Source organism: Massilia eburnea (assembly GCF_009720745.1).
Taxonomy (GTDB): domain Bacteria; phylum Pseudomonadota; class Gammaproteobacteria; order Burkholderiales; family Burkholderiaceae_D; genus Rugamonas; species Rugamonas eburnea.
This window is the reverse complement of sequence record NZ_WNKX01000021.1, coordinates 13,621-37,527: the sequence shown is the minus strand read 5'-3', so window position 1 is coordinate 37,527 and position 23,907 is coordinate 13,621. Positions and strand designations below refer to the sequence as shown.

The 23,907-nt window shown below is 62.7% G+C and carries 18 protein-coding genes; 13 read left to right on the top strand and 5 right to left on the bottom strand.

Going from position 1 to position 23,907, the window contains the following annotated elements:
* Window positions 1–7 precede the first annotated feature (7 nt).
* The 6 genes from GM658_RS22265 to blaSMB all read left to right on the top strand — a co-directional run bounded on the left by GM658_RS22265 (window position 8) and on the right by blaSMB (window position 7,979).
* Window positions 8–1,216 (top strand): efflux RND transporter periplasmic adaptor subunit, encoded by a 1,209-nt coding sequence (locus GM658_RS22265; protein WP_155456259.1) that lies wholly within the window; start codon window positions 8–10, stop codon window positions 1,214–1,216.
* Window positions 1,217–1,219: 3 nt separating this feature from the next.
* Entirely contained in the window at window positions 1,220–4,399 is a 3,180-nt protein-coding gene (locus GM658_RS22260) for an efflux RND transporter permease subunit (protein WP_155456258.1), read from the top strand.
* A gap of 1 nt (window position 4,400) precedes the next feature.
* The gene (locus GM658_RS22255) at window positions 4,401–5,840 is read left to right on the top strand and encodes an efflux transporter outer membrane subunit (RefSeq protein ID WP_155456257.1); all 1,440 of its coding nucleotides are present in this window, start codon (window positions 4,401–4,403) and stop codon (window positions 5,838–5,840) included.
* 121 nt (window positions 5,841–5,961) lie between these two features.
* A complete protein-coding gene (locus GM658_RS22250) occupies window positions 5,962–6,402 on the top strand; it encodes a hypothetical protein (protein WP_155456256.1) in 441 nt (146 codons plus the stop codon).
* A 72-nt stretch (window positions 6,403–6,474) separates the two neighbouring features.
* Window positions 6,475–7,131 carry a purine nucleoside phosphorylase YfiH/LACC1 family protein gene (locus GM658_RS22245; RefSeq protein ID WP_155456255.1) on the top strand — a complete coding sequence of 219 codons (657 nt, stop codon included), beginning with the start codon at window positions 6,475–6,477 and terminating at the stop codon, window positions 7,129–7,131.
* Window positions 7,128–7,979 (top strand): SMB-1 family subclass B3 metallo-beta-lactamase, encoded by an 852-nt coding sequence (gene blaSMB / locus GM658_RS22240; protein WP_229417020.1) that lies wholly within the window; start codon window positions 7,128–7,130, stop codon window positions 7,977–7,979. Before GM658_RS22245 ends, blaSMB begins: the two co-directional genes overlap by 4 nt.
* Here blaSMB and GM658_RS22235 read toward each other — a convergent pair whose 3' ends face one another.
* From GM658_RS22235 to GM658_RS22225, 3 genes are all read right to left on the bottom strand, one after another.
* Window positions 7,980–8,207, bottom strand: coding sequence for an entry exclusion lipoprotein TrbK (locus GM658_RS22235; RefSeq protein WP_155456254.1), 228 nt, complete (start codon window positions 8,205–8,207; stop codon window positions 7,980–7,982). It lies immediately after the preceding gene.
* 202 nt (window positions 8,208–8,409) lie between these two features.
* Window positions 8,410–8,763: a hypothetical protein gene (locus tag GM658_RS22230; protein WP_155456253.1), complete on the bottom strand. Its 354-nt coding sequence runs from the start codon at window positions 8,761–8,763 to the stop codon at window positions 8,410–8,412.
* Between the two features lie 125 nt (window positions 8,764–8,888).
* The gene (locus GM658_RS22225) at window positions 8,889–9,212 is read right to left on the bottom strand and encodes a hypothetical protein (protein WP_155456252.1); all 324 of its coding nucleotides are present in this window, start codon (window positions 9,210–9,212) and stop codon (window positions 8,889–8,891) included.
* Window positions 9,213–9,403: 191 nt separating this feature from the next.
* Here GM658_RS22225 and ligD point away from each other — a divergent pair, with 191 nt between their 5' ends.
* Entirely contained in the window at window positions 9,404–11,872 is a 2,469-nt protein-coding gene (gene ligD, locus GM658_RS22220; RefSeq protein WP_155456251.1) for a DNA ligase D, read from the top strand.
* Between the two features lie 155 nt (window positions 11,873–12,027).
* The gene (locus GM658_RS22215; RefSeq protein ID WP_155456250.1) at window positions 12,028–14,943 is read left to right on the top strand and encodes a polysaccharide lyase family 8 super-sandwich domain-containing protein; all 2,916 of its coding nucleotides are present in this window, start codon (window positions 12,028–12,030) and stop codon (window positions 14,941–14,943) included.
* A gap of 84 nt (window positions 14,944–15,027) precedes the next feature.
* Here GM658_RS22215 and ku read toward each other — a convergent pair whose 3' ends face one another.
* Both ku and GM658_RS22205 read right to left on the bottom strand, forming a co-directional pair.
* On the bottom strand, window positions 15,028–16,014 hold the full coding sequence (ku, locus tag GM658_RS22210; RefSeq protein WP_155456249.1) for a non-homologous end joining protein Ku: 987 nt from the start codon (window positions 16,012–16,014) through the stop codon (window positions 15,028–15,030).
* Between the two features lie 3 nt (window positions 16,015–16,017).
* On the bottom strand, window positions 16,018–17,013 hold the full coding sequence (locus tag GM658_RS22205; RefSeq protein WP_155456248.1) for an SDR family oxidoreductase: 996 nt from the start codon (window positions 17,011–17,013) through the stop codon (window positions 16,018–16,020).
* A 112-nt stretch (window positions 17,014–17,125) separates the two neighbouring features.
* Here GM658_RS22205 and GM658_RS22200 point away from each other — a divergent pair, with 112 nt between their 5' ends.
* The 5 genes from GM658_RS22200 (at window position 17,126) to GM658_RS22180 (ending at window position 23,906) form a co-directional block, all read left to right on the top strand.
* Window positions 17,126–18,574: a GGDEF domain-containing protein gene (locus GM658_RS22200; protein ID WP_155456247.1), complete on the top strand. Its 1,449-nt coding sequence runs from the start codon at window positions 17,126–17,128 to the stop codon at window positions 18,572–18,574.
* 106 nt (window positions 18,575–18,680) lie between these two features.
* Entirely contained in the window at window positions 18,681–19,250 is a 570-nt protein-coding gene (locus GM658_RS22195) for a TetR/AcrR family transcriptional regulator (protein ID WP_155456246.1), read from the top strand.
* Window positions 19,250–20,878 carry a SulP family inorganic anion transporter gene (locus GM658_RS22190; RefSeq protein ID WP_155456245.1) on the top strand — a complete coding sequence of 543 codons (1,629 nt, stop codon included), beginning with the start codon at window positions 19,250–19,252 and terminating at the stop codon, window positions 20,876–20,878. Before GM658_RS22195 ends, GM658_RS22190 begins: the two co-directional genes overlap by 1 nt.
* A gap of 55 nt (window positions 20,879–20,933) precedes the next feature.
* Window positions 20,934–22,046, top strand: a complete 1,113-nt coding sequence (locus GM658_RS22185; protein WP_211841912.1) for a hypothetical protein — start codon at window positions 20,934–20,936, stop codon at window positions 22,044–22,046.
* A gap of 111 nt (window positions 22,047–22,157) precedes the next feature.
* The gene (locus tag GM658_RS22180) at window positions 22,158–23,906 is read left to right on the top strand and encodes a DUF885 domain-containing protein (protein ID WP_155456243.1); all 1,749 of its coding nucleotides are present in this window, start codon (window positions 22,158–22,160) and stop codon (window positions 23,904–23,906) included.
* The last annotated feature ends 1 nt before the right edge of the window (window position 23,907 follow it).

Sequence of the window (23,907 nt, the reverse complement as noted above, 5' to 3'; positions counted from 1 at the left end):
GTTAAGAATGAAGAAGATGAATCAAAAATCCACTCTTGTACGGCCGCTGGTTGCCGCATTGGCGATGGGCGGTTTGGCGGCGGCCATCCTGTCCGGCTGCAACGCCAATAGCAAGCCGGCCGAAAGCCAGGGCCCTGCTGCAGGCGGCCCGCCGGTATCGGCAGCCGTTGTGGTGCAGAAGTCGGTCGCAGAGACCCAGGAATTCTCGGGCCGTATCGAAGCTATCGACCGCGTGGAAATCCGTCCACGCGTGAGTGGCTTCATTACTGCCGTGAACTTCAAGCCTGGCAGCGAGGTGAAAAAGGGTGACGTGCTGTTCGTGATCGATCCGCGTCCATTCCAGGCAGAAGCCAGCCGCGCCGACGCCGCCGCCGTTTCGGCGCGCGCCAAGGCCGACCTGGCCAAAGTGGAGCTGGCCCGTGCTGAAAAGCTGCTGGCCGATAAAGCCATCGCCCAGCGCGAGTTCGATGAACGCGCCTCGGCGCTGAAGGAACTCGATGCATCGGCCCGCGCCGCCGCAGCTGCAGCGGATGCGGCGCGCCTGAACCTGTCCTACACCCAGGTGGTATCGCCGATCAACGGCCGCGTGTCGAAGGCAGAGATCACCCTCGGCAACCTGGTTGACCCGAACGCCGTGCTGACCAGCGTCGTATCGCTGGACAAGATCTACGCCAGCTTCGACGGCGACGAAGACACCTTCCTGCGCGTGGGCGGCCAGGCCCACAAAGGCCAGCCGGTTGCCGTGAAGGTCGGCCTGGCCAACGAAGCCGGCTTCCCGCATGAGGGCAAGCTGGAATTCGTCGACAACCAGCTCGATACCCACACCGGCTCCGTGCGCATGCGCGCCACCTTCGACAACAAGGACCGCATACTGGTGCCAGGCCTGTTCGCCCGCGTCCAGCTGGATGGCGGCACCGCCACCCGCGATTCGCTCTTGATCAACGAGCGCGCAGTGGGCACGGACCAGAATCGCAAGTTCGTGTTCGTGGTCGGCGCCGACAACAAGGCGGAATACCGTCCGGTGGTGCTGGGCCCGAACATCGAAGGCCTGCGCGTGGTGCGCGACGGCCTGAAGCCGGGCGAGAAGATCGTCGTCAACGGCCTGCAGCGCGTGCGTCCTGGTGCGCCGATCACGCCGCAAATGGTTGAAATGACCTTCGACCCGATGGCAGCCGAAAAAGTGGCCGCCACCGAAGCCAAGAAAAACAAGGAATAAACAATGAACTTCTCACGTTTCTTTGTCGATAAGCCGATCTTCGCGGCGGTTTTGTCGATCATTGTATTCGTAGCGGGCTTGATCTCGATCTTCAAGCTGCCCGTCTCCGAATACCCGGAAGTGGTGCCGCCATCGGTCGTGGTGCGCGCCGTCTACCCCGGCGCGAACCCTAAAGTGATTGCGGAAACCGTCGCCGCGCCGCTCGAAGAGCAGATCAACGGTGTCGAGGGCATGCTGTACATGTCCTCGCAAAACACCTCCGATGGCGCGCTGATGCTGACCGTGACCTTCAAGATCGGCACCGACGTCGACAAGGCTGAAACCGCGGTGCAGAACCGCGTGCAGCGCGCCTTGCCACGCCTGCCGGAAGAAGTGCGCCAGATCGGCGTGACCACGGTGAAAAGCTCGCCGAACCTGACGATGGTGGTCCACCTGCTGTCGCCGAACGGCCGTTACGACGACCTGTACCTGCGCAACTACGGCGTGCTGAACGTGAAAGACCAGCTGGCCCGTATTCCAGGCATGGGCGACGTGCAGATCTTCGGCGCCGGCGACTACGCCATGCGCGTCTGGCTCGATCCGCAGAAAGTCGCTGGCCGCAACATGACCGCCTCCGACGTGGTCGACGCGATCCGCGAGCAGAACGTGCAGGTGGCTGCCGGTGTGATCGGCGCTGCGCCGTCCAAGTCGGCTGACTTCCAGCTGACCGTGAATACCCAGGGCCGCTTGAGCACCGTCGAGGAATTCGGCGACATCATCATCAAGACCAATGAAGATGGTGCGCTGACCCGCCTGAAAGACGTGGCCCGCATTGAATTGGGCTCCAACAGCTACTCCCTGCGTTCGCTGCTGAACAACAAGTCGGCAGTCGGTATCGGTATTTTCGAAGCACCGAACAGCAATGCGCTGGAACTGTCTTCCAATGTGCGCGCCAAGATGGAAGAACTGAAGAAGGACTTCCCTGAAGGCGTGGCCTACGACATCGTGTACGACCCGACCCAGTTCGTGCGTGAATCGATCAAGTCCGTGATCCACACCCTGCTGGAAGCGGTGGCGCTGGTGGTGCTGGTGGTGATCATCTTCCTGCAGACCTGGCGCGCATCGATCATCCCGCTGATCGCGGTGCCTGTGTCGATCGTCGGTACCTTTGCGGTGATGATCGGTTTCGGCTTCTCGATCAACACCTTGTCGCTGTTCGGCCTTGTGCTGGCAATCGGTATCGTGGTGGACGATGCGATCGTGGTGGTGGAGAACGTGGAGCGTAATATCGCCAACGGCCTGTCGGCCCACGATGCGACGATCCAGGCCATGAAGGAAGTGTCCGGCCCGATCATCGCCATTGCGCTGGTGCTGTGCGCCGTGTTCGTGCCGATCGCCTTCGTATCCGGCCTGACCGGCCAGTTCTACCGCCAGTTCGCGCTGACCATCGCCATTTCGACCGTCATTTCGGCCTTCTGCTCGCTGACCCTGGCTCCGGCCCTGTCGGCCTCGCTGCTGCGCCCGCACGACGCACCGAAAGATGCGCTGACCCGGGTGATGGACAAACTGTTCGGCGGCTTCTTCCGCTGGTTCAACAAGTTCTTCAACCGCGCTTCGCACAGCTATGAAACCGGCGTGTCGGGCGTCCTGAAGCGCAAGTCCGCTTCGGTCGTGGTGTACCTGGTGCTGGCTGTTGCTGCTGGCATCATGTTCAAGCTGGTGCCGAGCGGCTTCGTGCCGGCCCAGGACAAGCAATACCTGGTGGGCTTTGCCCAGCTGCCTGACGCTGCCTCGCTGGAACGCACCGACCAGGTGATCCGCAAGATGTCCGACATTGCCAAGGAGATCCCAGGCGTGGAAGCATCCGTGGCATTCCCAGGCCTGTCGATCAACGGCTTCACCAATGCGCCGAACGCAGGTATCGTGTTCACCACGCTGAAGCCATTCCACGAGCGTACCGACAAGTCCCAGTCGGGCGAAGCGATCGCCGCGGAAATCAACAAGCGCATGGGCGTGGTGCAGGATGCGTTCGTGATGGTGTTCCCGCCACCGCCAGTCAACGGCCTGGGCACCACCGGCGGCTTCAAGATGATGATCGAGGACCGCGACAACGCCGGCTACGATGAGCTGTACAAGACCATCCAGGCGATCCAGATGAAGGCATGGCAGGACAAGCGCCTGGCCGGCGTGTTCTCCAGCTTCCAGATCAATGTGCCGCAGCTGTTCGCGGACATCGATCGCGCCAAGGCCAAGCAACTGGGCGTGCCGCTGCAGTCGATCTACCAGACCTTGCAGATCAACCTCGGCTCGCTGTACGTGAACGACTTCAACCAGTTCGGCCGTACCTACCAGGTGCGCGTGCAGGCTGACGCGCCGTTCCGTTCGCAAGCCGAGCAGATCGCGCAGCTGAAGATCCGCAACAGCAAGGGCGAGATGATCCCGCTGTCGTCGCTGATGCGCGTCAAGGACAGCTATGGCCCGGACCGCGTGCAGCGCTACAACGCCTACGTGTCGGCTGAAATCAACGGCGGCCCGGCTCCTGGTTTCTCCTCCGGCCAGGCGCAGGCTGCGCTGGAAGAAATCGTCAAGGAAACCATGCCGAAAGGGATGGGCTACGAATGGACCGAGCTGACTTACCAGGAAATCCTGGCCGGTAACACCATGATCTACGTGTTCCCGCTGTGCGTGCTGCTGGTGTTCCTGGTACTGGCTGCCCAGTACGAAAGCTGGACCCTGCCGCTGGCCGTGATCCTGATCGTGCCGATGTCGATCCTGTGCGCCCTGATCGGCGTCAAGCTGACCGGCGGCGACAACAACGTGTTCACGCAGATCGCCCTGTTCGTGCTGGTTGGCCTGGCCTCGAAGAACGCGATCCTGATCGTGGAATTTGCGCGTGAGCTGGAAGACCATGGCCGCACCATCCTGCAGGCCGCACTGGAAGCTTGCCGCCTGCGTCTGCGCCCGATCCTGATGACGTCGATCGCCTTCATCATGGGTGTGGTACCGCTGGTGTTCTCGCATGGTGCAGGCGCCGAAATGCGTCATGCCATGGGTGTGGCGGTGTTCGCCGGCATGCTGGGCGTGACCTTCTTCGGCCTGTTCCTGACGCCGGTGTTCTACGTCCTGCTGCGCACCCTGGCCAAGCGCCTTGAGAAGAAATCCCCGGCGGTAGAAACCGCCCCGCAACTGGAAGGGACCCACTGATATGAAAAACATGATTGCACGGGGTGTCGCCCCGCTGCTGGCAGCACTGCTGCTGACGGCGTGCGCCGCACCTGAATTCAAGCAGCCGCAAGTCGAGACCCCGACCGCCTTCAAGGAGTCGCAAGTGGTGACGGCAGAAGACGGCACCCGCTGGAAGCAAGCCCAGAACGCCGAGCGCCAGCCGCGCGGCGAATGGTGGCTGGCCTTCGGTGACCCGGCCCTGAATGAGCTGATCGCCGAAGCCACCCGTAACAACGCCAACCTGGCCGTGGCGGCCGCCCGCGTCAAGCAGGCGCGCGCCATCGCCGGCATCGCCGAAGCGGACCGCATTCCGCAAATCGGCGTCGGCGTGGGCGCCCAGCGCGGCCGCGCCTCGGCGCTGTCCCTGGGCCTTCCAGCCGGCACCGACGTGGCGCCGCAGACCACTTACAACGCGAACCTGACGGCAAGCTACGAAGTGGACCTGTTCGGCCGCGTATCGAGCAATGTGGCCGCGGCCCGTGGCGACGCCTTGCAGGTGGAAGCGAATTACCGCTCCGTCCTGCTGTCGCTGCAAGCCGACGTGGCACAGACCTATTTCCGCCTGCGCGCCACGGACGCCGAACTGGCGACTGTGGAGCAGACGGTCCGTTTGCGCGAAGAGAGTGTGAAGGTCACCCAGCGCCGTTTCGACCTGGGCGATATCGGTGAATTCGACCTCTCCCGCGCCAAGACCGAGCTGTCGACCACGCGTTCGGAAGCGATCGGCCTGCAGCGCCGCCGCGCAACGACCGAGCACGCACTGGCTGTCCTGCTGGGCAAGCCGGCTGCGGCCTACTCGGCCGGCAACAGCCCGCTGCTGGATTCGGCCCTGCTGCCGGCGATTCCGACCGGCTTGCCGTCCTCGCTGCTGGAGCGCCGTCCCGACATCGCCGCCGCGCAAAAGGCAATGGAAGCATCCAACGCCCGCATCGGTGTAGCCCGTGCGGCCATGTTCCCGGCGCTCGACATCACCGCCACCGGCGGCGGCGCGGCCGGCCACTTCAGCGACGTGTTCAAATGGAGCAGCCGCTCCTGGGTACTGGGCGCCTTGCTGTCGATGCCTCTGATCGACGGCGGCCGTAACAGCAACAACGTCAAGCGCAGCGAAGCGGCCCTGGAAGAATCGGTCGGCGCCTACCGCCAGACAGTGCTGAGCGCCTTCGCCGAGGTGGAAGACAACCTGGCGGGCTTGCGCATCCTGGGCGGCCAGACCGCGCAGATCGACGACGCCCTGGTCTCGGCGCGCCGCTCGGCCGACCTGGCGCAGAAGCTGTACGACGCCGGCCGTTCCAGCTACCTGGACCTGCTGGACGCGCAACGCAACCTGGCCGCCGTTGAACGCAACGCCGTGCAGTTGCGCGGTGACCGCGCAGTGACCACCGTGGCCTTGATACGTTCCCTGGGCGGCGACTGGAACTAAGACATCCCGATTGATTAGCCCTTGACGGCGTACCGCTCCCCGCGGACGCCGTCTTTTTTTTGAAAGTCGGGGTCAGGTCGAGCAACGTATAATCACGGGCTTTGGCCTACTGTTCGTTCAAATGCCGCTACTGCATAAAGTGACTATTGCGCTGTTCACAGTGTTCGTTGTCGTCTGGTCCTTCCTGGTCCTGAATCCGGAACCGTTGCTGAATGCGCGTGCGCACAGTCCTGAAGCCAAGGCCTTCGTCAGCGGGGCGCTGAAGGATTTTTGCGGCGGCCTCTATACCGACGGCGTTTGTCCGGCCACCGAGATCGCTGAAAGACAGCGTTGGACAGCATCTACATATCTTGGCCGGTCGGACATCCCGGCGCAGCAGACCGATTCCATCCTGGCTTCACAGGGCTGGCTGAAACTCTCCTCCGAAAACGACAAGATGGCCATGTTCTGCAAACAGGGATATTCCGCCCGCTACGATCAAAAAGAGGGCCACGTCGGTACCTTGTCCTTTGCCGGCGGCAGCCATCACTGCGAAAAGCTGGCCCGCCATAACCGCAGCTGATCACGATCCGATTCGCTTGCCAAGCCAGCAGAATCAGCCTATGATTGCGACAAATGTCACAACAAGGCTAACATGGTCACAAGCCGTCTTTTAAACAGCATTCCCGGCATCCGGCATGGCTTCGGATGCGCCGCCGCGCTGGTCCCGCCCGTATTGGAAAACATGTGGAGCCTGCGGCCAGTGAAGCGCCAGGTGCACGGCACACATGTTGCACCAGTTGAATTGCCCGAACAAGCGGTAGGCGAGGCGGACGGTTTCGTGACCGCCGTTGCGGGCCTGCCGGTCAGCGTCATTACCGCCGATTGCGTGCCCTTGCTGCTGGCACGGCGCGATGCAACGCAGGTAGCCGCCGTGCATGCCGGCTGGCGCGGGCTGTACGATGGCATTATCCCTGCGGCACTGGCGGAAATGGGTGAGGGCGCGCCCATCGCGGCTGCCGTCGGCCCTACGATCTGCGTCGAATGCTACGAAGTCAGCGAGGAGCTGGCGAACGATTTTGCAGGCAAATTCGGACCGTCGGCGGTGCCTGCATTTCGCCACCTGGACCTGCGCGCTATCGCCGAACAGCAGTTGCGTGCAGCGGGCGTGGAAGAAATCGAACATGTTGGTGGCTGCACTTGCTGTACTTGCGATGCCGCTGGCGAACCAATCTACCGCAGTTACCGGCGCGGCGACCGTGGGTCGCAAATGCATTCGGGGCTGTACATCACCTCCCAGGAGACAACTTGAAAAAACTGATCACCACCATGGTACTGGCCGCATTCGCCAGCGTTGCAGGCGCCGCCGGGCATTCGGACGACTGGAACGGCGCGCAGAAGCCGTTCAAAATTTACGGCAACACTTACTATGTCGGTACGGCCGGCATCAGCGCCGTGCTGATTGCTTCGCCGACGGGCCTGATCCTGGTTGATGGCGCGACGGAGAAGGGCGGTTTGGTGGTGGCGGACAATATCCGCGCGCTCGGCTACAAGCTGAAGGACGTCAAATACATCCTCAGTTCGCATGCCCACCACGATCACGCCGGCGGCATTGCGCTGCTGCAGAAACTGAGCGGAGCGTCCGTGCTGGCCGGCGCCGGCAATGTGGAGACCCTGCGCACGGGTTTGGCGCCGAAAGAGGATCCGCAATTCGGCACGCTCGATCAATTCCCCGGCGTGGCCAAGGTGCGTGCCGCAGCCGATGGCGAGGTAGTCAAACTGGGCTCGCTGGCTGTCACCGCCCACAGCACTCCCGGGCATACGCCGGGCGGCACCACCTGGAGCTGGCAGTCGTGTGAAGCGGGGCAGTGCAAGACCGTGGTCTTTGCCGACAGCCTGACGGCGATTTCCGCCGATGGCTACCGCTTCACCGACCATCCTGAATTGGTGGCGCAGTTCCGCAGCAGCTTTGCCGCGGTCGAAGGCATGGCCTGCGACATCGCCATCGCCGCGCATCCGGGTGTGAACGATTTGTGGGGCAGCCAGGAGCGCGCTGCAAAAGAGGGCAACGTGGCCTATATCAACACCGATGGCTGCAAGAGCATCGTCAAGGCCGCACGTGAACGCCTGGATACCCGGCTGGCGAGCGAAAAGCGCTGATCAGCGCGGCGTCTCGGCCCTCGCTTTGTCCAGCTTCGCGCAATTGGCGGAAAGTACTGAGCGTTCAAGCGCGTCGGCCACCTGCCTGATCGCTTCAGGTGTGCAGCTTTCAACTGTGGCCTTGGATGCTGCGAGGTGGCCAGGCTGCCGGGTAAAGCTTCTGAACACGAAAGCGGCGAGGATCGCGGCAGCGACGACCGCAATGACCAGGTTTGTGCGAGGTCTCAACTGGGCACTCCTATCGTTTGCCAAAGAAGGCAATGATACGGTGCCTCGCCTCTGAAGGAAAGCGGCAAGCCCGCCTGGCCGGCGCGGGACGCCAACCAGGACGGGCGGAAAGGGCGGGGCTCCCCGCCGGGCCAGCACGCAGCACCGTTTTGGAGGCGGCTTGCGCGCGGCGCGCTGGCGGCTGGGGAGCCTTGGCTGCAGCTTACTTGGCCGGGGCGGCTTCTTTCATGGACGACGCTTCCTTGGCTGCTGCAGCTTTCTTTTCGTGCTTGGCCTTCTTCATTTCCTTGTGCTCACTGGACTTCTCCTGCGAAGCGGCTGGAGTAGCAGCGACTGCTGGGGTGGCAGGAGTGGCTGGCGTAGCCTTGGCGCCTTTCTCGGCTGGAACGGCAGGGGTCGCCGGGGTAGCTGGGGTAGCTGGCGTTGCCGCAGTAGCGGACGAAGCGCTGGCAGCGTGGGCTGCGGCAGCTGGCTTGGCTGCGGCAGGAGCCGGAGCTTGTGCGAAGGCAGCAGTTGCGAACAGGCCGGCGATCAGGGTGGCGATGGTCTTCTTCATGGTCAAGCTCCTCAATGATTGGGGTGAAAGTCGTTTTTCGGTTCTGGTCCCCGCCGGGTCAGCACGCCGCCCCGGAATGGAGGCAGGGCGGGCGCGGCGCGCTGAAGGGCGGGGAAACGGTCAGCTTATTTAGCTGGAGCAGCTTCTTTAGCGGCGGCTACTTTGGTCGAATGCTTTTTGTGATGCTTGGTCGTTTTCTTTACTTCCTTCTCGGCTGGGGCAGCAGCGACGGCCGGGGTGGCTGCGGTTGCCGGGGTAGCCTTGGCGCCTTTTTCCGCTGGGGTAGCCGGGGTTGCTGGAGTCGCAGGGGTGGCTGGCGTTGCAGCGCTGGAAACTTGAGCGGCAGCGGCGGCTGGCTTGGCAGCAGGGGCAGCGGCTGGAGCCGGAGCTTGTGCGAAGGCAGCGGTTGCGAACAGGCCGGCGATCAGGGTGGCGATAGTCTTCTTCATGGTCAAGCTCCTAACTTAGTAAAGTGGATACTGCGTTTCGTGTGTCGTGCATGGTTGCCGTGTCACTGAGCAAAAAACGGCGGCTGGACGCGAGCAGTTGACGGGTATTACACCTCGTTACAACTGCCAGAACTTCTTACAAAGTGCGGCAAGTAACCGTCTGCGCCCACGGCTGCCCGTACAGTAGGGGAATGAAGGACGCACTGAAGACCTACAAGGCCAAACGCAATTTCAGCATTACACCGGAACCTGCCGAGGGTGGCCGGCCAGGACAGGATCGCCTGGCATTCGTCATCCAGAAGCACTGGGCGCGGCGGCTGCATTACGACTTCCGGCTGGAACTCGACGGCACCATGAAAAGCTGGGCTGTGCCGAAAGGGCCGAGCTACGACACGCACGACAAGCGGATGGCGGTGCACGTTGAAGACCACCCGATTTCCTATAACGAGTTCGAAGGCACGATTCCCGAAAAGCAATACGGCGCCGGGAAAGTGATCATCTGGGACCGCGGCACCTGGGAGCCGGTGGAAGACCCGCACAAGGGGCTGCGCGCCGGAAAGCTGGTATTCAACCTGCACGGCCACAAGATGCATGGGCGCTGGGCGCTGGTGCGCATGCGCGGCAAGGGGGAGGACAAGGAACCGTGGCTGCTGATCAAGGAGAAGGACGAATATGTCCGACCCGCCGATGAGTTCAGCGTGGTCGATGAGATGCCCGACAGCGTCAAGACGCTCGGCCCCGTACCCGACGGGCATGAAGGTGCTGGCGCCGCCCGCCATGCCGATGCCCCCCGCGTCAAGCGCCTGCCAGCCGAGCTGGAGCCCGAACTGGCAACGCTGGTCGATGCGCCTCCCGCAACGCCGGAAGACTGGCTGTTCGAAGTCAAATACGACGGTTACCGCCTGCTGGCACGGATCCATGGTGACGACATCACCTTGCACACCCGTAACCGCAACGACTGGACACACAAGCTCGAACCGCTGCGCGCGGCGCTGGCAAAAGCCAAGCTGCCTGACGGCTGGTATGACGGTGAAATCGTTGTGCACAACGAAGAAGGCCGCCCCGACTTCGGCCTGCTGCAGCAAGCCTTTGACGGCAAGCGCGCCAAGGATATCGTCTACTTCCTGTTCGATGCGCCTTACCTTGACGGTGCGGACTTGCGCGGATTGCCGCTGGAAGAGCGCCGCGCCAGGCTGCAAGCCGTGCTGGCGGGAATCAAGGGCGACACGGTGCGCTTGAGCGCCGAACTGGCCGCCCCGCCGGAAGAAGTGCTGGCCGCCGCCTGCAAGATGGGCCTGGAAGGGGTGATCGGCAAGCGCCGCGATTCCACTTACACCGGGCGCCGCTCGCGCGACTGGATCAAACTCAAATGCGCCCAGCGCCAGGAATTTGTGATTGGCGGGTACACTGATCCCCAGGGCAGCCGTACTGGCATCGGCTCCCTGCTGCTGGGCGTCTATGGCAAAGATGGGAAACTCCATTATGCCGGCAACGTCGGCACTGGTTTTAACGACAAGACCCTGCGCGAACTGGCCGACAAGCTGAAGCGCCTGAAGGCTGACGAAAGTCCTTTCTCCGCCAGCAAAGCGGTGGCCCGCAAGGCGCATTGGGTCAAGCCGAAGCTGGTGGCGGAAGTCAGCTTCGGCGAATGGACACGCGGCGGTTCCGTGCGCCATGCCGTGTTCCAGGGCCTGCGCAAGGATAAGGAAGCTGGCGAAATCCAGCGCGAACAAGCTGCGCCGATGGAAGCGGAGGAAACCGTGCAAAGCAAACTGCCCGCCTCACTCAAGGTGACCAATCCCGACCGGATGGTCGACCAGGCCAGCGGCATGAAGAAAATCGACGTGGTGCGCTACTACGCCCTGGTGGCCGACATGATGCTTGAGCACACGCGCGGACGTCCCATTGCGCTGCTGCGCGCGCCCGAAGGCGTGGGTGGGGAGCTGTTTTTCCAGAAGCACGCTGACGTCAGCAAGCTGCGCGGCCTGAAGGAATTCCCGCGCGAGCTCGATCCCGACCATCCGCCCATGCTGGAAATCGGCACCACGGAGGCATTGCTGTCCGCCGCGCAGTTCAACGTGATCGAATTCCACACGCAGAACGCCTTCGGCCGCACCTACGAAAAGCCGAACCGTATCCTGTTCGACCTCGACCCCGGCTCCGGTGTGGAATGGACGCAGATGCAGGAAGCCGCGCAACTGGTACACGCATTCCTCGATGAACTCGGGCTGCCATGCTTCCTCAAGACCAGCGGCGGCAAGGGCTTGCACGTCGTGGTGCCGATCAAGCCATACTACGACTGGGACACAGTGAAAGCCTTCAGCAAACCGGTCGTCGAGCATATGGCAGCCACGCTGCCGGACAGGTTTGCCTTCAAGAGCGGTCCGAAAAACCGCGTCGGCAAGATCTTCATCGATTATCTGCGCAATGGGCGCGGCGCCACCACGGTCGCCGCATGGTCGGCGCGGGCGAGGGCAGGGCTGGGCATATCGGTGCCGGTCGCCTGGGATGAACTGGCCGGCTTGCGCAGCGGCGACCAGTGGACCGTCGCCAACGCCCACACGCGCCTGGACGTCGGCAATGCGCCGTGGGCCGATTACGCCAAAGCCGCCGTGGGCCTGGCGCCGGCCATCAAGGCGATCGGCCTGTCGGCAAATTAGCAACGCCTGTAGAGTTGCCTGTTGTGTGGGCAATTCGTTTGGTGGTATCGTTATCACGCGATAATTACAAATACAGCGCAGGCGTCTATCACGCCCTATTTTTGAGGTAAAAGTGATAACGTTATCCATGCAGGGGATTCGAAGCTGGAGGAGATATGCTTCAAAAGAAGAACTGGCTGTTACGCGGCTTGTTGGCGGCAGCACTTGCGCAGTTGGCTTTGGGCGGTGCGGCCAAGGCGGATGAATATGACGACCTGCGCGCCAAATGGCTGGCGCGCGGCGGCCCGGTCGACATGAATGACGCGGACGTGCAGGTGCAGGTCGCGGCGAGCCAGGCAATTGCGCAAAACCTGTGGGACACCATGCACCGCGAAGATGGCCGCACGCTCTTGTGGGACAACGCATCCAACTGGGCCGCGTCGGCGACGATCACCACCAACTTCGGCCGCCTGAACACCCTGGCATCAGCCTACGTCAACGGCAACGATAATTTGCGTGGCAATCCCGATGTACTGGCAGCGATCCTGAGCGCCACGCAATGGCTGGTAGATAACCACTACCACGTCAATATGAACTACTACGACAACTGGTGGGATTGGCAGATCGGCAGCCCGCAAGCCTTCAATTCGATGATGGTGACGCTGTATGCCAATATCCCTGCGGACCAGCTGGCATCCTGGCTGGCCATCATCGATTTCTATGTGCCCGATCCCACGAACCGCGCCAATGCCGACGGCACGCCGTCGACCACGACCGAGACCGGCGCCAACCTGCTGGACAAGGCGTGGGTGGTGGTCATGCGCGGCCTGCTGGGCAAGGATAGCGCCAAGATGACGGCCGGCCGCAATGCCGTCAGCCCGGCCCTGCCTTATGTCACGGCGGGTGACGGTTTCTACGTCGACGGTTCATTCATCCAGCACACCCATCATCCCTATATCGGCGGCTACGGCGCCGTTCTGCTGAGCGACATCTCCCGCTTGTACTATTTGCTGAACGGTTCCAGCTGGACGATTAGCAACGATCCCAACGTGAACAAACCGTACGACTGGGTCATGCAGGCATTCCGCCCATTCATTTACGATGGTGCGGTGATGGATAGCCAGCGCGGCCGCCAGTTGAGCCGGCAGTTCACGACCGACCATTCGGCAGGGCGTGGCATCGTCGCTACTCTGGTCAACCTGGCGGGCTCGCTGCCTGCGGACCAGGCGAACCAGGTCAAATCCCTGATCAAGGGCTGGATGCAGCGCGACGATACTTTTGGACCGTCCTATTTCGCGGCAGTCTCCGGCAGCAGCTTGAGCGCAACGGACATCACCCAGCTCAAGGCGGTGCTGAACGATCCTTCCATCGTCGAGGCAGCCGAACCGGACCAGACGCATATCTTTGCTTCGGTGGACCGCGTGGTGCAGCGCAAGCCGGGCTATGCGTTCGACCTGTCGCTGCTGTCCAAGCGCACCGGCGCCTTTGAGTCGGGCAACGGCGAAAACCTCAAGGGCTGGTGGAGCGGCGTCGGCCGCACGGCCTTGCACAATGCCGACCACAGCCAATACGGCCGCAATTACTGGGCCACGGTCGACATGACGCGCCTGGCCGGCACCACGACCGACCATACCGGCAGCGGCACGCCGGTAGCATGGAAGTTCTATGCCAACACCAAGACCGGTACCGGCGGCGCCGAGCTGCTTGGCCAGTACGCGGCGGTGGGCATGGACTACGCAATGACCAACGTGACCGGCAGTCCGTTGACCGGCAAGAAGGCATGGTTCTACTTCGGCGACAAGATGGTGGCGGTCGGCGCCGGTATTGCCAACACCAATGGCAATGACGTCGAAACCATCGTGGAGAACCGCCGCCTGGGCGACGATGGGATCAATACCCTGACGGTCGCCGGCACGGAAAAGGACGCGTTCATGCCCTGGAGCGAGACCATGCCGGGCGTGACTTGGGCCCATCTGGCCGGCAATGTGCCGGGTTCGGACATCGGCTACATCTTCCCGGATGCGCCGACCGTTACCGGCCTGCGCGAACGCCGCAGCGGCGCCTGGAGCGACGTGTACACGCTGGGAGACACGACCCAGGTTGCGGAGAATTACCTGAGCCTGGCGCTGGACCATGGCGTCAATCCGGCCGCCGCGGCCTACACCTATATCGTGGTGCCGAACAAAACGGCAGCCGAAACCGCGGCAATGGCGGCCAATACTGGCATCACGGTGCTGGAGCGTTCTACTTCGGCGACGGCGGTCAAGGACACCTCGCAGGGCGTCACCGGCGCCGTATTCTGGAACGATGCGACCAAGGTCCTGAGCGCCGGCGGGCAGCCGCTGATCACCAGCGACAAGAAGTCGGCGGTCATGCTGAAGCAGAACGGCACCGACCTGCAAGTCAGCATCGCTGATCCGACCCAGCTCAATACCGGCAACCTGAATATTGAGGTGAACCGCAATGTGACGGCGGTTCTGTCCACCGACCCCGGTGTGACAGTGGTGCAGACCAGCCCGACCCTCAAGCTTCAGGTCGCGGTCAATGGGGCGGCAGGCAAATCGTTCGCTTCGCATTTCACGATCAACGGCACGTCGTCCTTGACGCCGGCCGGCGATGCCTACGTGCGCGACGGTACTTACGCCAGCAGCAGCTTTGGTACCGCTTCGACCATTACCGTGAAGTCCGATGCATTGAGCTATTCGCGCAAGGGCCTGCTGAAATTTGATTTGTCCAGCGTCGAGGGCACCATCACCGGTGCAACCCTGAAGCTGATGCCCGTCTCGGTGGGCATGGCGGGCATCACCCACAACCTGTACCAGACGGTGGACGCCAACTGGAGCGAGGCGACTGTGACATGGAACAACCGTCCCGCGAATAGTGCGCTGGTGACCAGCTGGACACCTGTGCTCAACACCCAGATGCAGGTGGACCTGACGGCGCAGGCGCAGGCTGCGATGGGCAGCAACAAGCTGATGTCGTTTGAGATCGAGGCTGCGCAGAACTATGGTTCGGCAGGCTCGGTGGATTACGCGTCGCGTGAAAACGCCACGACGGCCAGCCGGCCAGTGCTGGTGGTGACGGTGCAGTAAGCGTTCTTTGGCCGGGTGCTTACTGCATGCGCCCGGCTTTTCCTTCCATGGCTGCTGGTTTGCCGTGGGAGGTCTTTTTCATTGTCAGGCGGCTTTGCGGCGTGTCGTCGCAGTTTTCGTGGCCGTGCTGCGTTTGGCTGCGGGTTTGCTGGCGCTGCTGCGTTTGGCGCTACTGCTGCTGGTGCCGCTGCGTGTTTTGCTGGCGCCGCCGGCGCTGCTGCGGCGGGCACGTGGTGCTGGCGCCGATTCCTCTTCCTCGTCCGTTTCCTCCGCGCTGGCGCGGCGTCCCTTGCTGCCCAGGCTTTGTTTGAGCAGCGCCACCAGGTCCACCACATTGCTTGCTTTGGGCACCGGCGCTTCGCCAGTCGGTTCGGTCAGCGTATGCGTTTGTCCTGCCTTGACCTTTTTCTCGACCAGCTTGAGCACGTCCTCGCGGTAAGTGTCGTGATATTCCTTGGGATTCCATTTTTCGCTCATGTCCTCCACCAGCGACAGGGCCATTTTCAGCTCCTTGTCCGTGATGCCGGCATCGCCGGGCAGCTTGAGGTCTTCGACGCTGCGGATTTCGGTCGCATAGCGCAGGGTGTTCATGATGATGCCGTCGCCCACCGCGACCAGGGCGCACAGGTGCTGGCGGGTGCGGATCACGACGGTGGCAATGGCAATGCGTCCGGCTTTCTGCAAGGTCTGGCGCAGCAGGGCGTAGACCTTGTCGCCACCGCGTCCCGGCGACAGGTAGTAGGGCGTCTCGTAGTAGGTAAGCGGCACCGAATCGGCATCGACGAATGCCATGATGTCAATGGTCTGCGTTGCCTTGGGATTGGCCAGGCGCAGGTCTTCATCGCTGAGCACAACGTATTCGCCATCCGAATACTCGTAGCCCTTGACGATATTGTCCCAGGTGACTTCCTTGCCGCTGCCTTTGTTGTAGCGCTTGAAGCCGATCGGCGAAAAATCGCGCTTGTCCAGCATGGTCAGGTCCAGGTCGTGCGACTCGACCGCCTTGTGCAGCTCCACCGGAATATGCACCAGGCCGAAGCTGATTGCGCCTTTCCAGAGTGCTCGTGCCATGATTTATTCTCCCACGCTCCCGGTGATCGGCAAGACGATACCGGTGATATAACTGGCGCAAGATGGCGCTGCCAGGAAAACGAAGGCCGGCGAAATTTCTTCCGGCTGCGCCGGCCGGTGCATATCGGTCTGGGCGCCGAATTCCTTGACCTTGTCGGGGGACTGGTCGGATGGATTCAGCGGCGTCCAGACCGGACCGGGCGCAACCGCGTTGACGCGGATGCCCTTGTCCAGCAGGCTGGAAGCCAGCGACATGGTGAATGCATGAATTGCGCCCTTGGTGGTCGAATAGTCCAGCAGCTTCTTCGAGCCGCGCAGGCCCGTTACCGAACCGGTGTTGAGGATTGAACTGCCGCGCTTCATATGGGGCAGGACGGCCTTGGCCATGTGGAAGTAGCCATAGATATTGGTCTTCATGGTCAGGTCGAAGCGCTCTTCCGACAACTCTTCCAGAGACCCGGCATGTTCCTGGAAGGCGGCATTGTTGACCAGGATGTCGACTTTGCCGAATGCATGCAGGACTTCATCGACGGCGTGGCGGCAGAATGCCGGGTCGCGCACATCGCCGGGAATCAGGATGCAGCGCTGACCCTCCGCCTCGATATGCTTTTTCGTCTCGACTGCGTCTTCCTGTTCCTCAGCCAGGTAGACCAGGGCCACGTCTGCGCCTTCGCGCGCATACAGCACAGCGACGGCGCGGCCTATGCCGGAATCGCCGCCCGTGATCACGGCGCTCATGCCGGCCAGCTTGCCGCTGCCGCAATAGTCGGGCGCCATGAATTGCGGCTTCAATTGCATCTGGTGTTCAAGGCCGGGCTTTTCCAGGTGCTGTCCAGGAAGCGGTGGCGCGGGATAATCGTGTTTGCCCGCCTGGGCAGGTTCCTTCTTTTCCCCGGCTTTCGGTGCTGAAGCATCGCGCTGGTCCTGTTGCTGCTGGACGGTGCGCTGCTCGCTGCCCGCGCCAGACTTTTGCTGCGAATGTGAGCTGTTTTCCGACATGGCTTCCTCCTGTGCTCGGAAGACCAGTATTCGCCCCGGCAACGTTGCTAACCGTGCGCTCCCTCACATAATAGGGATGTTGTCGCCCTGATCTTGTGGCAAACTAAGCCATATGCCTAACGCTCCAGGCCGCCGTCACCGCACCGGCCTTTTCCTACATCCCGATCCCGCGCGGCGCCAGGAATTTGTCGCGGCGTGCGCCGAATCGTTCGACCGTTTGCTGACTGCGGACAGCATTGCCAGCGCACGTCATGCGATGGCGCACAACAAGATTTCACTGCTGGTAATCGACCTGGACAGCCCTGTCACCCCCGCCGGCACCGAACTGGCGGCGCTGGTGCGCAGCCGTGCCGGCAAGCCGGTGCTGGTGCTGTGCCCGTTCACGCGTTCCGCCACCATGGCCGAGCTGATGGCGCAGGGGCCGCTGGCTTACCGCATCACACCGATCCGCCCCGAATGCCTGCGCGACGCCGTCGCGGCCCTGCTCACGCCAGCCGCCGACACCCTGGCTTCCGCCCAGCAGCACCTGCTCGACCGCGAAGCCGAACTGAACGATTTGCTGGCGATCCAGCGCAGCTTGCAGCGCGCACTGTACGGTTCGGAAGAGCTCGAACGGATGGGCGCGCGTATCTGCAATGCACTGTGCAGTTATCCGGGCATCAGCCATGCAGCCTTGTTCCAGGGTATCGGCGACGATACGCTGCAGCTGGTGGCCCAGGACGGCCGCATCGACCTGGATATCACCGATGTCCTGGCTGGCCGCATGTCTTTGCTTGATGCGCCGGTGCGGCGTGGAGAGCTGGTGTTGCTTGACGCACCAGCGAAATCGGGCGACACCGGGCTGGCCGACATGCTGGAAGAGCAGGGCGTGCATATGCTGCTGGCGTTTCCCTTGCGCGGCGAACCCGGCGGGCCTTTGCTCGGCGCGATCTGCATGCTGTTCGACCGGCCGCTGACTTTCAGCCGCGAACATTTCAGCTGTTTCGGCGCCGCTGCGCAATTGATCAGCTTCGGCATGGTGATGAGTGACTTGCGCCATCAGAACGATGCGCTTGGCCTGGAGCTGACGCAGATCACGCCGTTCGATGGCTTGACCGGCGTCGCCAACCGCCGCCAGGGGGAGCAAGTGCTCGACGATGAAATCCGCCGCGCACGCCGTTACGGCCTGCCGCTGGCATTGATCGCCTTCGACATCGACAGCTTCCGCACCATCAACGAGCTGTACGGGTATACCAGCGGCGACCGGGCCCTGGCGGCGCTGGCCGGCACTGTCCAGTCGCGCCTGCGTAATTCCGATACGCTCGCGCGCATGCGCGGCGAACAATTCCTCGTCATCGCCACCCACACCGTCGCAATCGACGCCTACAAACTGGCGGAAGAACTGCGCCAATCAATCGCCGCCACCGAGCTGCCCGGCGCCGACACGGTCACGGCCAGCTTCAGCGTCGCCCAGCTGGCGCCCGACGAAGGTGCCAGCGAACTGGTCACCCGCCTCGAAGCAGCCTTGCACCGCGCCAAGCGCAGCGGCCGCAACTGTGTCGAGCTCGCTATGGCCCGCTAAAAAAAACGGCGGCCGCAGCCGCCGCAAAGCACGATCGATATAAATGACGATCATCATCCACGTGTGATATATTACATCCATAATAAAAATAATCAAGGAGAAGATCATGCGTGTTAGCAGGGAGCAAGCGGCCCAGAACCGGGAGCGCATCGTAGAAACCGCATCCCGCCTGTTCCGGGAGAAAGGCTATGACGGCATCGGCGTAGCCGACCTGATGAAAAGCGCCGGCTTGACGCACGGCGGCTTCTACGGCCATTTCGCCTCCAAGGAAGACCTGCTGGCGGAGGCCTTCGGCAAAGCCATGGAACACTCGGCCGAGCGCTGGCGCGAACTGCTGGCCGAAAAGCCCGCCGCGCCCAAGGCAGCGCTCGCGCACATGTACCTGACGGCCAAGCACCGCGACAATCCCGGCAAAGGCTGCGCATTGGCGGCGTTGGGCCCCGACGTTTCGCGCGTCGGCGCCGAAGTACGGCAAGCCATGTCCGACAGCTTCCAGGCGCAATTGGAAGCCCTGGCGCAAGCACTGCCCGGCGATCCCGCCCAGCAGCGCCGCGACGCCATCGCCACTTATGCCGCCCTGGTCGGCGGCCTGGTGTTGGCCCGCTCTGTCGCCGATAAAAAGCAATCCGACGAAATCCTGGCGGCCGTGCTGTCTTCGCTGGAACAGGGCAATTGATGCTGGCCTGGTTGAAGAATTACCGGCGCGCGCTGCTGCCGGGTGATATCAGCGCAGGCATCGTGGTGGCGATGATGATGATCCCGCAGGGCATGGCTTATGCGCTGGTGGCCGGCTTGCCGCCCGTGACAGGCATTTACGCCAGCATCCTGCCGCCTATTGTTTACGCGATCTTCGGCACCAGCATGACGCAGTCGGTCGGCCCGATGGCGATCGTCTCGCTGATGACGGCCGCCATCGTCGGCCAGATGGCTCCTGCCGGATCGGGTCTGTACTCGGTTTTGGCCGCGCAACTGGCGCTGGTGTCCGGTGGGGTGCTGCTCTTGTGCGGCCTGCTGCGGCTGGGTTTTCTGGCCAACTTCTTTTCGCGTCCCGTGATGAGCGGCTTCACCGTCGGCTCCGCGCTGGTCATCGCCGGGGGGCAGCTGAAGCCCTTGCTGGGCGCCGACCTGCCGCACTGGCACGGCCCGAGCGCCGCCCTGGGCCTTGGCTCCGTATTATTGCTCGTGCTCGCGCGCAGCCATCTGGCGCACCTGCTGCGCGCATGCGGTATGAAGGCGCCCGGCGCCGAGATGGCGACACGCCTGGCGCCCATGTTCGTGGTCGTGTTTGGGTTGCTGCTGGTTCAGGCGCTGGGCCTGGAAGCGATGGGCGTGCAGACCACCGGCAAGGTCCCAAGCGGCTTGCCGCAATTGAACCTTGCCATGTCGTCGCGCCACTGGCAGCAATTGGTGCAACCGGGCCTGCTGGTGGGGTTTGTGATTTTCCTTATCAGCATGTCGGCCGCGCAATCGCTGGCCCTGAAGCGCAACGAGAAGCTGGCCAGCAACCATGAACTGGTTGGCCTGGGCGCCGCGAACGTGGCAAGCATGCTGTCCGGCGCATTCCCTGTCACCGGCAGCATGTCGCGCTCCGCCGTCAACTTCGCGGCCGGCGCGCAAACGCCGCTGGCCAGCGTCATCACCGCAGCCTTGCTGGCCATGGCGCTGGTAGCGCCGACCGGCTGGCTGGCCTTGCTGCCGATGCCCGTGCTGGCCGCCACCATCATTGTCGCCGTGCTGGGGATGCTGGAACTGGACACCTTGCGCACCGCCTGGCGCTACGACCGCGGCGACGCGTTGGCGTGGTTTGCCAGCGGCGCCGGTGTGGTCGTGCTGGGCGTCGAAGCGGGCGTGCTGGTTGGCGTGGCACTGTCCATGGGCACCTTGATCTGGCGCGCCAGCCGCCCGCATATCGCAGTGCTTGGCCGCATACCCGGGTCGGAGCACTTCCGCAACATCGAGCGCTACTCGGCCGATACCCGCCCGGAATTGCTGGCGCTGCGCATCGACGCCAACTTGTTCTTCGGCAATTCGGAAGCGGTGCAGCAGCGCATAGAAGATGAATTGCGCGGCCACCCGCAGGCGCGCAACCTCGTTCTGGTCATGTCGGCCGTCAGCTCGATCGATACTTCCGCGCTGTTCGCCTTGTCGGAACTGAACCAAAGCCTGTGCCGCCGAGGCATCGGCCTGCACCTCGCTGAAGTCAAAGGCCCCGTCATGGACCGCCTGCGCCAGTCCGACCTGCTGCACGCCTTGAACGGCGAAGTCTTCCTCAGTATCGATATCGCCGATAAAAAGTTGCAGTAGACACTGGATTGGGTATGATCTTGCCAACATGGGCGGCATATCCTTCATTCGACTCTTGGCCGGTTTGATCCTGGCGGCATGGGCGCACGCGGTGTTCTGCGCGGATGCGCCTTCCGCGCCAGAACGAGCGGCGGCCGAGGCTCATGTCCTGCTGCTCAATTCTTATGGGCCGGGCAGGGTTGGCATTGACAGCGTTACGGAAGCTTTCGTGAACCGCCTGCACGCCAGCGGCATCCCGCTTGAGCATATTCACGTCGAATACCTCCACCTGAACCAGCCCAATGCCGACCTCGTGGCGCAGGCGCGGCGGGCGCTGTTGATGGCGCAGTATGGCGGGCAGCGGGTCGACATCCTGCTGGCGCTGCAGCAACCGGCGTTGAACTTTGCGTTTGACCAGCTGGCGGAGCTCGCACCGTCGGCGCCTTTGCTGACCGACAGCCAGCCGCTGTCGAAGCAGATGGCCGTCAACAAGCGCCCAATCTTCCACTATCCGATCGTGCCGGACGTTGGCGCCACTGTGAAGGAAGCGATGCAGCTGATGCCGCGCACCCGGCGCATCGTGATTCCCGGCGGGGTAAGCGAGGCCGATCGGGCCTTCCAGCGCCAGGCGGAAGTCGATTTGGCGCCCTGGCTGCGCCAGCTCCAGGTGGAGTTTTTACAGAATATGAGCTGGGCGGAGCAGATGCGCTATATCGCGAACCTGACACCGGATGCGGTAGTGGTAACGGGTATGTTCAACCGTGACCGGGACGGCTATACCCTGCCCACCATCGATGCCGCACGCGACACGATGCGTGCCGCGAACGTGCCAGTGTTTTCCTTGTTCGATACCGTGGTCGGCGAAGGCGCCGTTGGCGGCGCGGTACGCAACTTGCAGCAATCCGGCGTTGAACTGGCTGACCATGTGATGGCCATTTTGGCCGGCAAACAGCTTGCCGCTGCGGCCCTGACCGAGGTGCCGGCAGGGCCGGTGCAAAGCATGTACGACTGGCGCCAGCTGGAACGCTGGAAGATCGATCCATCGCTCCTGCCGGCAGCGAGTTTCGTGAATCGGCCGCCGTCGCTGTGGCAAGCCTATCGCGGCGCGATGCTGGGCGCGATTGCCATCATCGCTTTGCTGGCCGGGCTGGTGCTGGTCCTGCTTTCGCACTGGCGGCGGAGCGCCTGATTTCGCGCCTGCGACGGGTGGAAGCTGCACAATGCGGGCATTGACGGCACCGGCTATTTCACCGTAAGGTACACTCCCGGGACCGTTACCAATCTGAGCTCCAGGAGCACCATGAAACAGCTTGTCGCAGCACTTGCCGTCGCAGCAGCCTTCCACACTCCATCCTATGCAGCAGCCAAACCCGGTAGCGCCGATGCCCGCTTCACCGCCATCTACACCGCGGAATGGAAGTGGCGTCAGCAGCAGCGCCTGGAGGACGAAGAGGACGATGTGAAGGGCGTCGAAAGCGGCATGCCGCACGTGGGAGCTGCGGTGCAGATGGAGCGCCAGAAGAAGTGGGAAGAAACGCTGCGCCAACTCGAAAGCATCAAACCCGCGCAGCTTTCGAGCAAGGAGCGCGTGAACTACCAGGTCTACCGCGCGCAGATCTCAGCACTGCTGGACAACCAGCGTTTCCGGGAATACGAAAAGCCGCTGAACGGGGATTCTTCGTTCTGGTCCAATTTCGCAGCCGAAGCGCGCCGCACTTTCCACACCAAGGAAGAATACCGCAATTACCTGGCGCAGCTGAACGACGTGCCGCGCTACTTCGAAGAGGAGATCGCTAATATGCGTGCCGGCCTGGCGCGCGGCTTCACGCCGCCGAAGATCACGCTGGAAGGCCGCGACAAGTCGATTTCTTCGGTCACTGAAGCCAAGCCGGAAGACGTCGTGTTCTTCCAGCCGTTCAGGCAGATGCCGGCCACGATTCCGGCCGCTGAACAGGAGGCTTTGAAGGCAGAGGGCTTGAAGGCGATCAGCGGAAAAGTGATCCCGGCCCACGCCGAACTGCTGAAATTCATGCGCGATGAATACATCCCGCACGCCAAAGTGACGCTGGCCGCCGAGAGCTACCCGGATGGCAAGGCGTATTACCAGTCAAAGATTGTTGAATTCACGACCACAAACCTGACGGCCGACCAGATCCACCAGATTGGCCTGGACGAGATGGCGAAGATCCGCGGCGAGATGCAGGAAGTGATGGAGCAGGTTGGCTTCAAGGGCGACCTGCCGGCTTTCCTGCAATTCCTGCGCACCGACCCGCAGTTCTACGCCAAGACGCCGGAAGAACTGCTGATGCGCGCAGCCTGGATTGCGAAAAAATTCGACGGCAAGGCCGCCGATTACTTTGGCCGCCTGCCGCGCAGCCGCTTCGCCATCCTGCCGGTGGCGCCGGAGATTGCGCCGTTCTACACCTCCGGCCGCGGCGGGCCTGGCGGATACTGGGTGAATACCTATAACCTGCCGGCGCGTCCGCTGTATTCGCTGCCGGCGTTGACCTTGCACGAATCGGCGCCCGGCCACGCCTTCCAGATGCCGCTTGCGATGGAGCAGAAGGGGCGCCCGCCATTCCGCAACGCTTATATTTCCGCGTATGGCGAAGGCTGGGCGCTGTATTCCGAGCGCCTGGGCACGGAGATGGGCATCTACGAAACGCCGTACGAGGTGTTCGGCATGCTCAGCTACCAGGCCTGGCGCGCCTCGCGCCTGGTGGTGGATACCGGCATCCATGCCAAAGGCTGGACCCGCGAACAGGCGCAGAAATACCTGATGGAGAACACCGCACTGTCCTCGCATGAAGTCATGACCGAGGTGGACCGCTATATCTCCTGGCCCGGCCAGGCGCTGTCGTACTACCTGGGCGAGATGGCGATCTTTGAAGCCCGCAAGAAGGCGGAACTGGCTTTGGGGAGCAAGTTCGATATCCGCGCTTTCCACGACACCGTGCTGGAACTGGGCTCAGTGCCGCTGCCGGTGCTGAAAGCGCGCATCGATGAATTCATTGCAGCTGGCGGCAAGAGCCCCTATCCGAAAGAATAAA

Bases quoted from the DNA above. Each gene is read 5' to 3' on its own strand.
- GM658_RS22265 (WP_155456259.1), top strand. From the start codon at position 8: ATGAAGAAGATGAATCAAAAATCCACTCTTGTACGGCCGCTGGTTGCC.
- GM658_RS22225 (WP_155456252.1), bottom strand. From the start codon at position 9,212: ATGAAGAAGACTATCGCCACCCTGATCGCCGGCCTGTTCGCAACCGCT.
- ligD (WP_155456251.1), top strand. From the start codon at position 9,404: ATGAAGGACGCACTGAAGACCTACAAGGCCAAACGCAATTTCAGCATT.
- GM658_RS22180 (WP_155456243.1), top strand. From the start codon at position 22,158: ATGAAACAGCTTGTCGCAGCACTTGCCGTCGCAGCAGCCTTCCACACT.
- GM658_RS22205 (WP_155456248.1), bottom strand. From the start codon at position 17,013: ATGTCGGAAAACAGCTCACATTCGCAGCAAAAGTCTGGCGCGGGCAGC.
- ku (WP_155456249.1), bottom strand. From the start codon at position 16,014: ATGGCACGAGCACTCTGGAAAGGCGCAATCAGCTTCGGCCTGGTGCAT.
- GM658_RS22200 (WP_155456247.1), top strand. From the start codon at position 17,126: ATGCCTAACGCTCCAGGCCGCCGTCACCGCACCGGCCTTTTCCTACAT.
- GM658_RS22260 (WP_155456258.1), top strand. From the start codon at position 1,220: ATGAACTTCTCACGTTTCTTTGTCGATAAGCCGATCTTCGCGGCGGTT.
- GM658_RS22195 (WP_155456246.1), top strand. From the start codon at position 18,681: ATGCGTGTTAGCAGGGAGCAAGCGGCCCAGAACCGGGAGCGCATCGTA.
- GM658_RS22245 (WP_155456255.1), top strand. From the start codon at position 6,475: ATGGTCACAAGCCGTCTTTTAAACAGCATTCCCGGCATCCGGCATGGC.
- GM658_RS22250 (WP_155456256.1), top strand. From the start codon at position 5,962: ATGCCGCTACTGCATAAAGTGACTATTGCGCTGTTCACAGTGTTCGTT.
- GM658_RS22190 (WP_155456245.1), top strand. From the start codon at position 19,250: ATGCTGGCCTGGTTGAAGAATTACCGGCGCGCGCTGCTGCCGGGTGAT.
- GM658_RS22255 (WP_155456257.1), top strand. From the start codon at position 4,401: ATGAAAAACATGATTGCACGGGGTGTCGCCCCGCTGCTGGCAGCACTG.
- GM658_RS22230 (WP_155456253.1), bottom strand. From the start codon at position 8,763: ATGAAGAAGACCATCGCCACCCTGATCGCCGGCCTGTTCGCAACTGCT.
- GM658_RS22215 (WP_155456250.1), top strand. From the start codon at position 12,028: ATGCTTCAAAAGAAGAACTGGCTGTTACGCGGCTTGTTGGCGGCAGCA.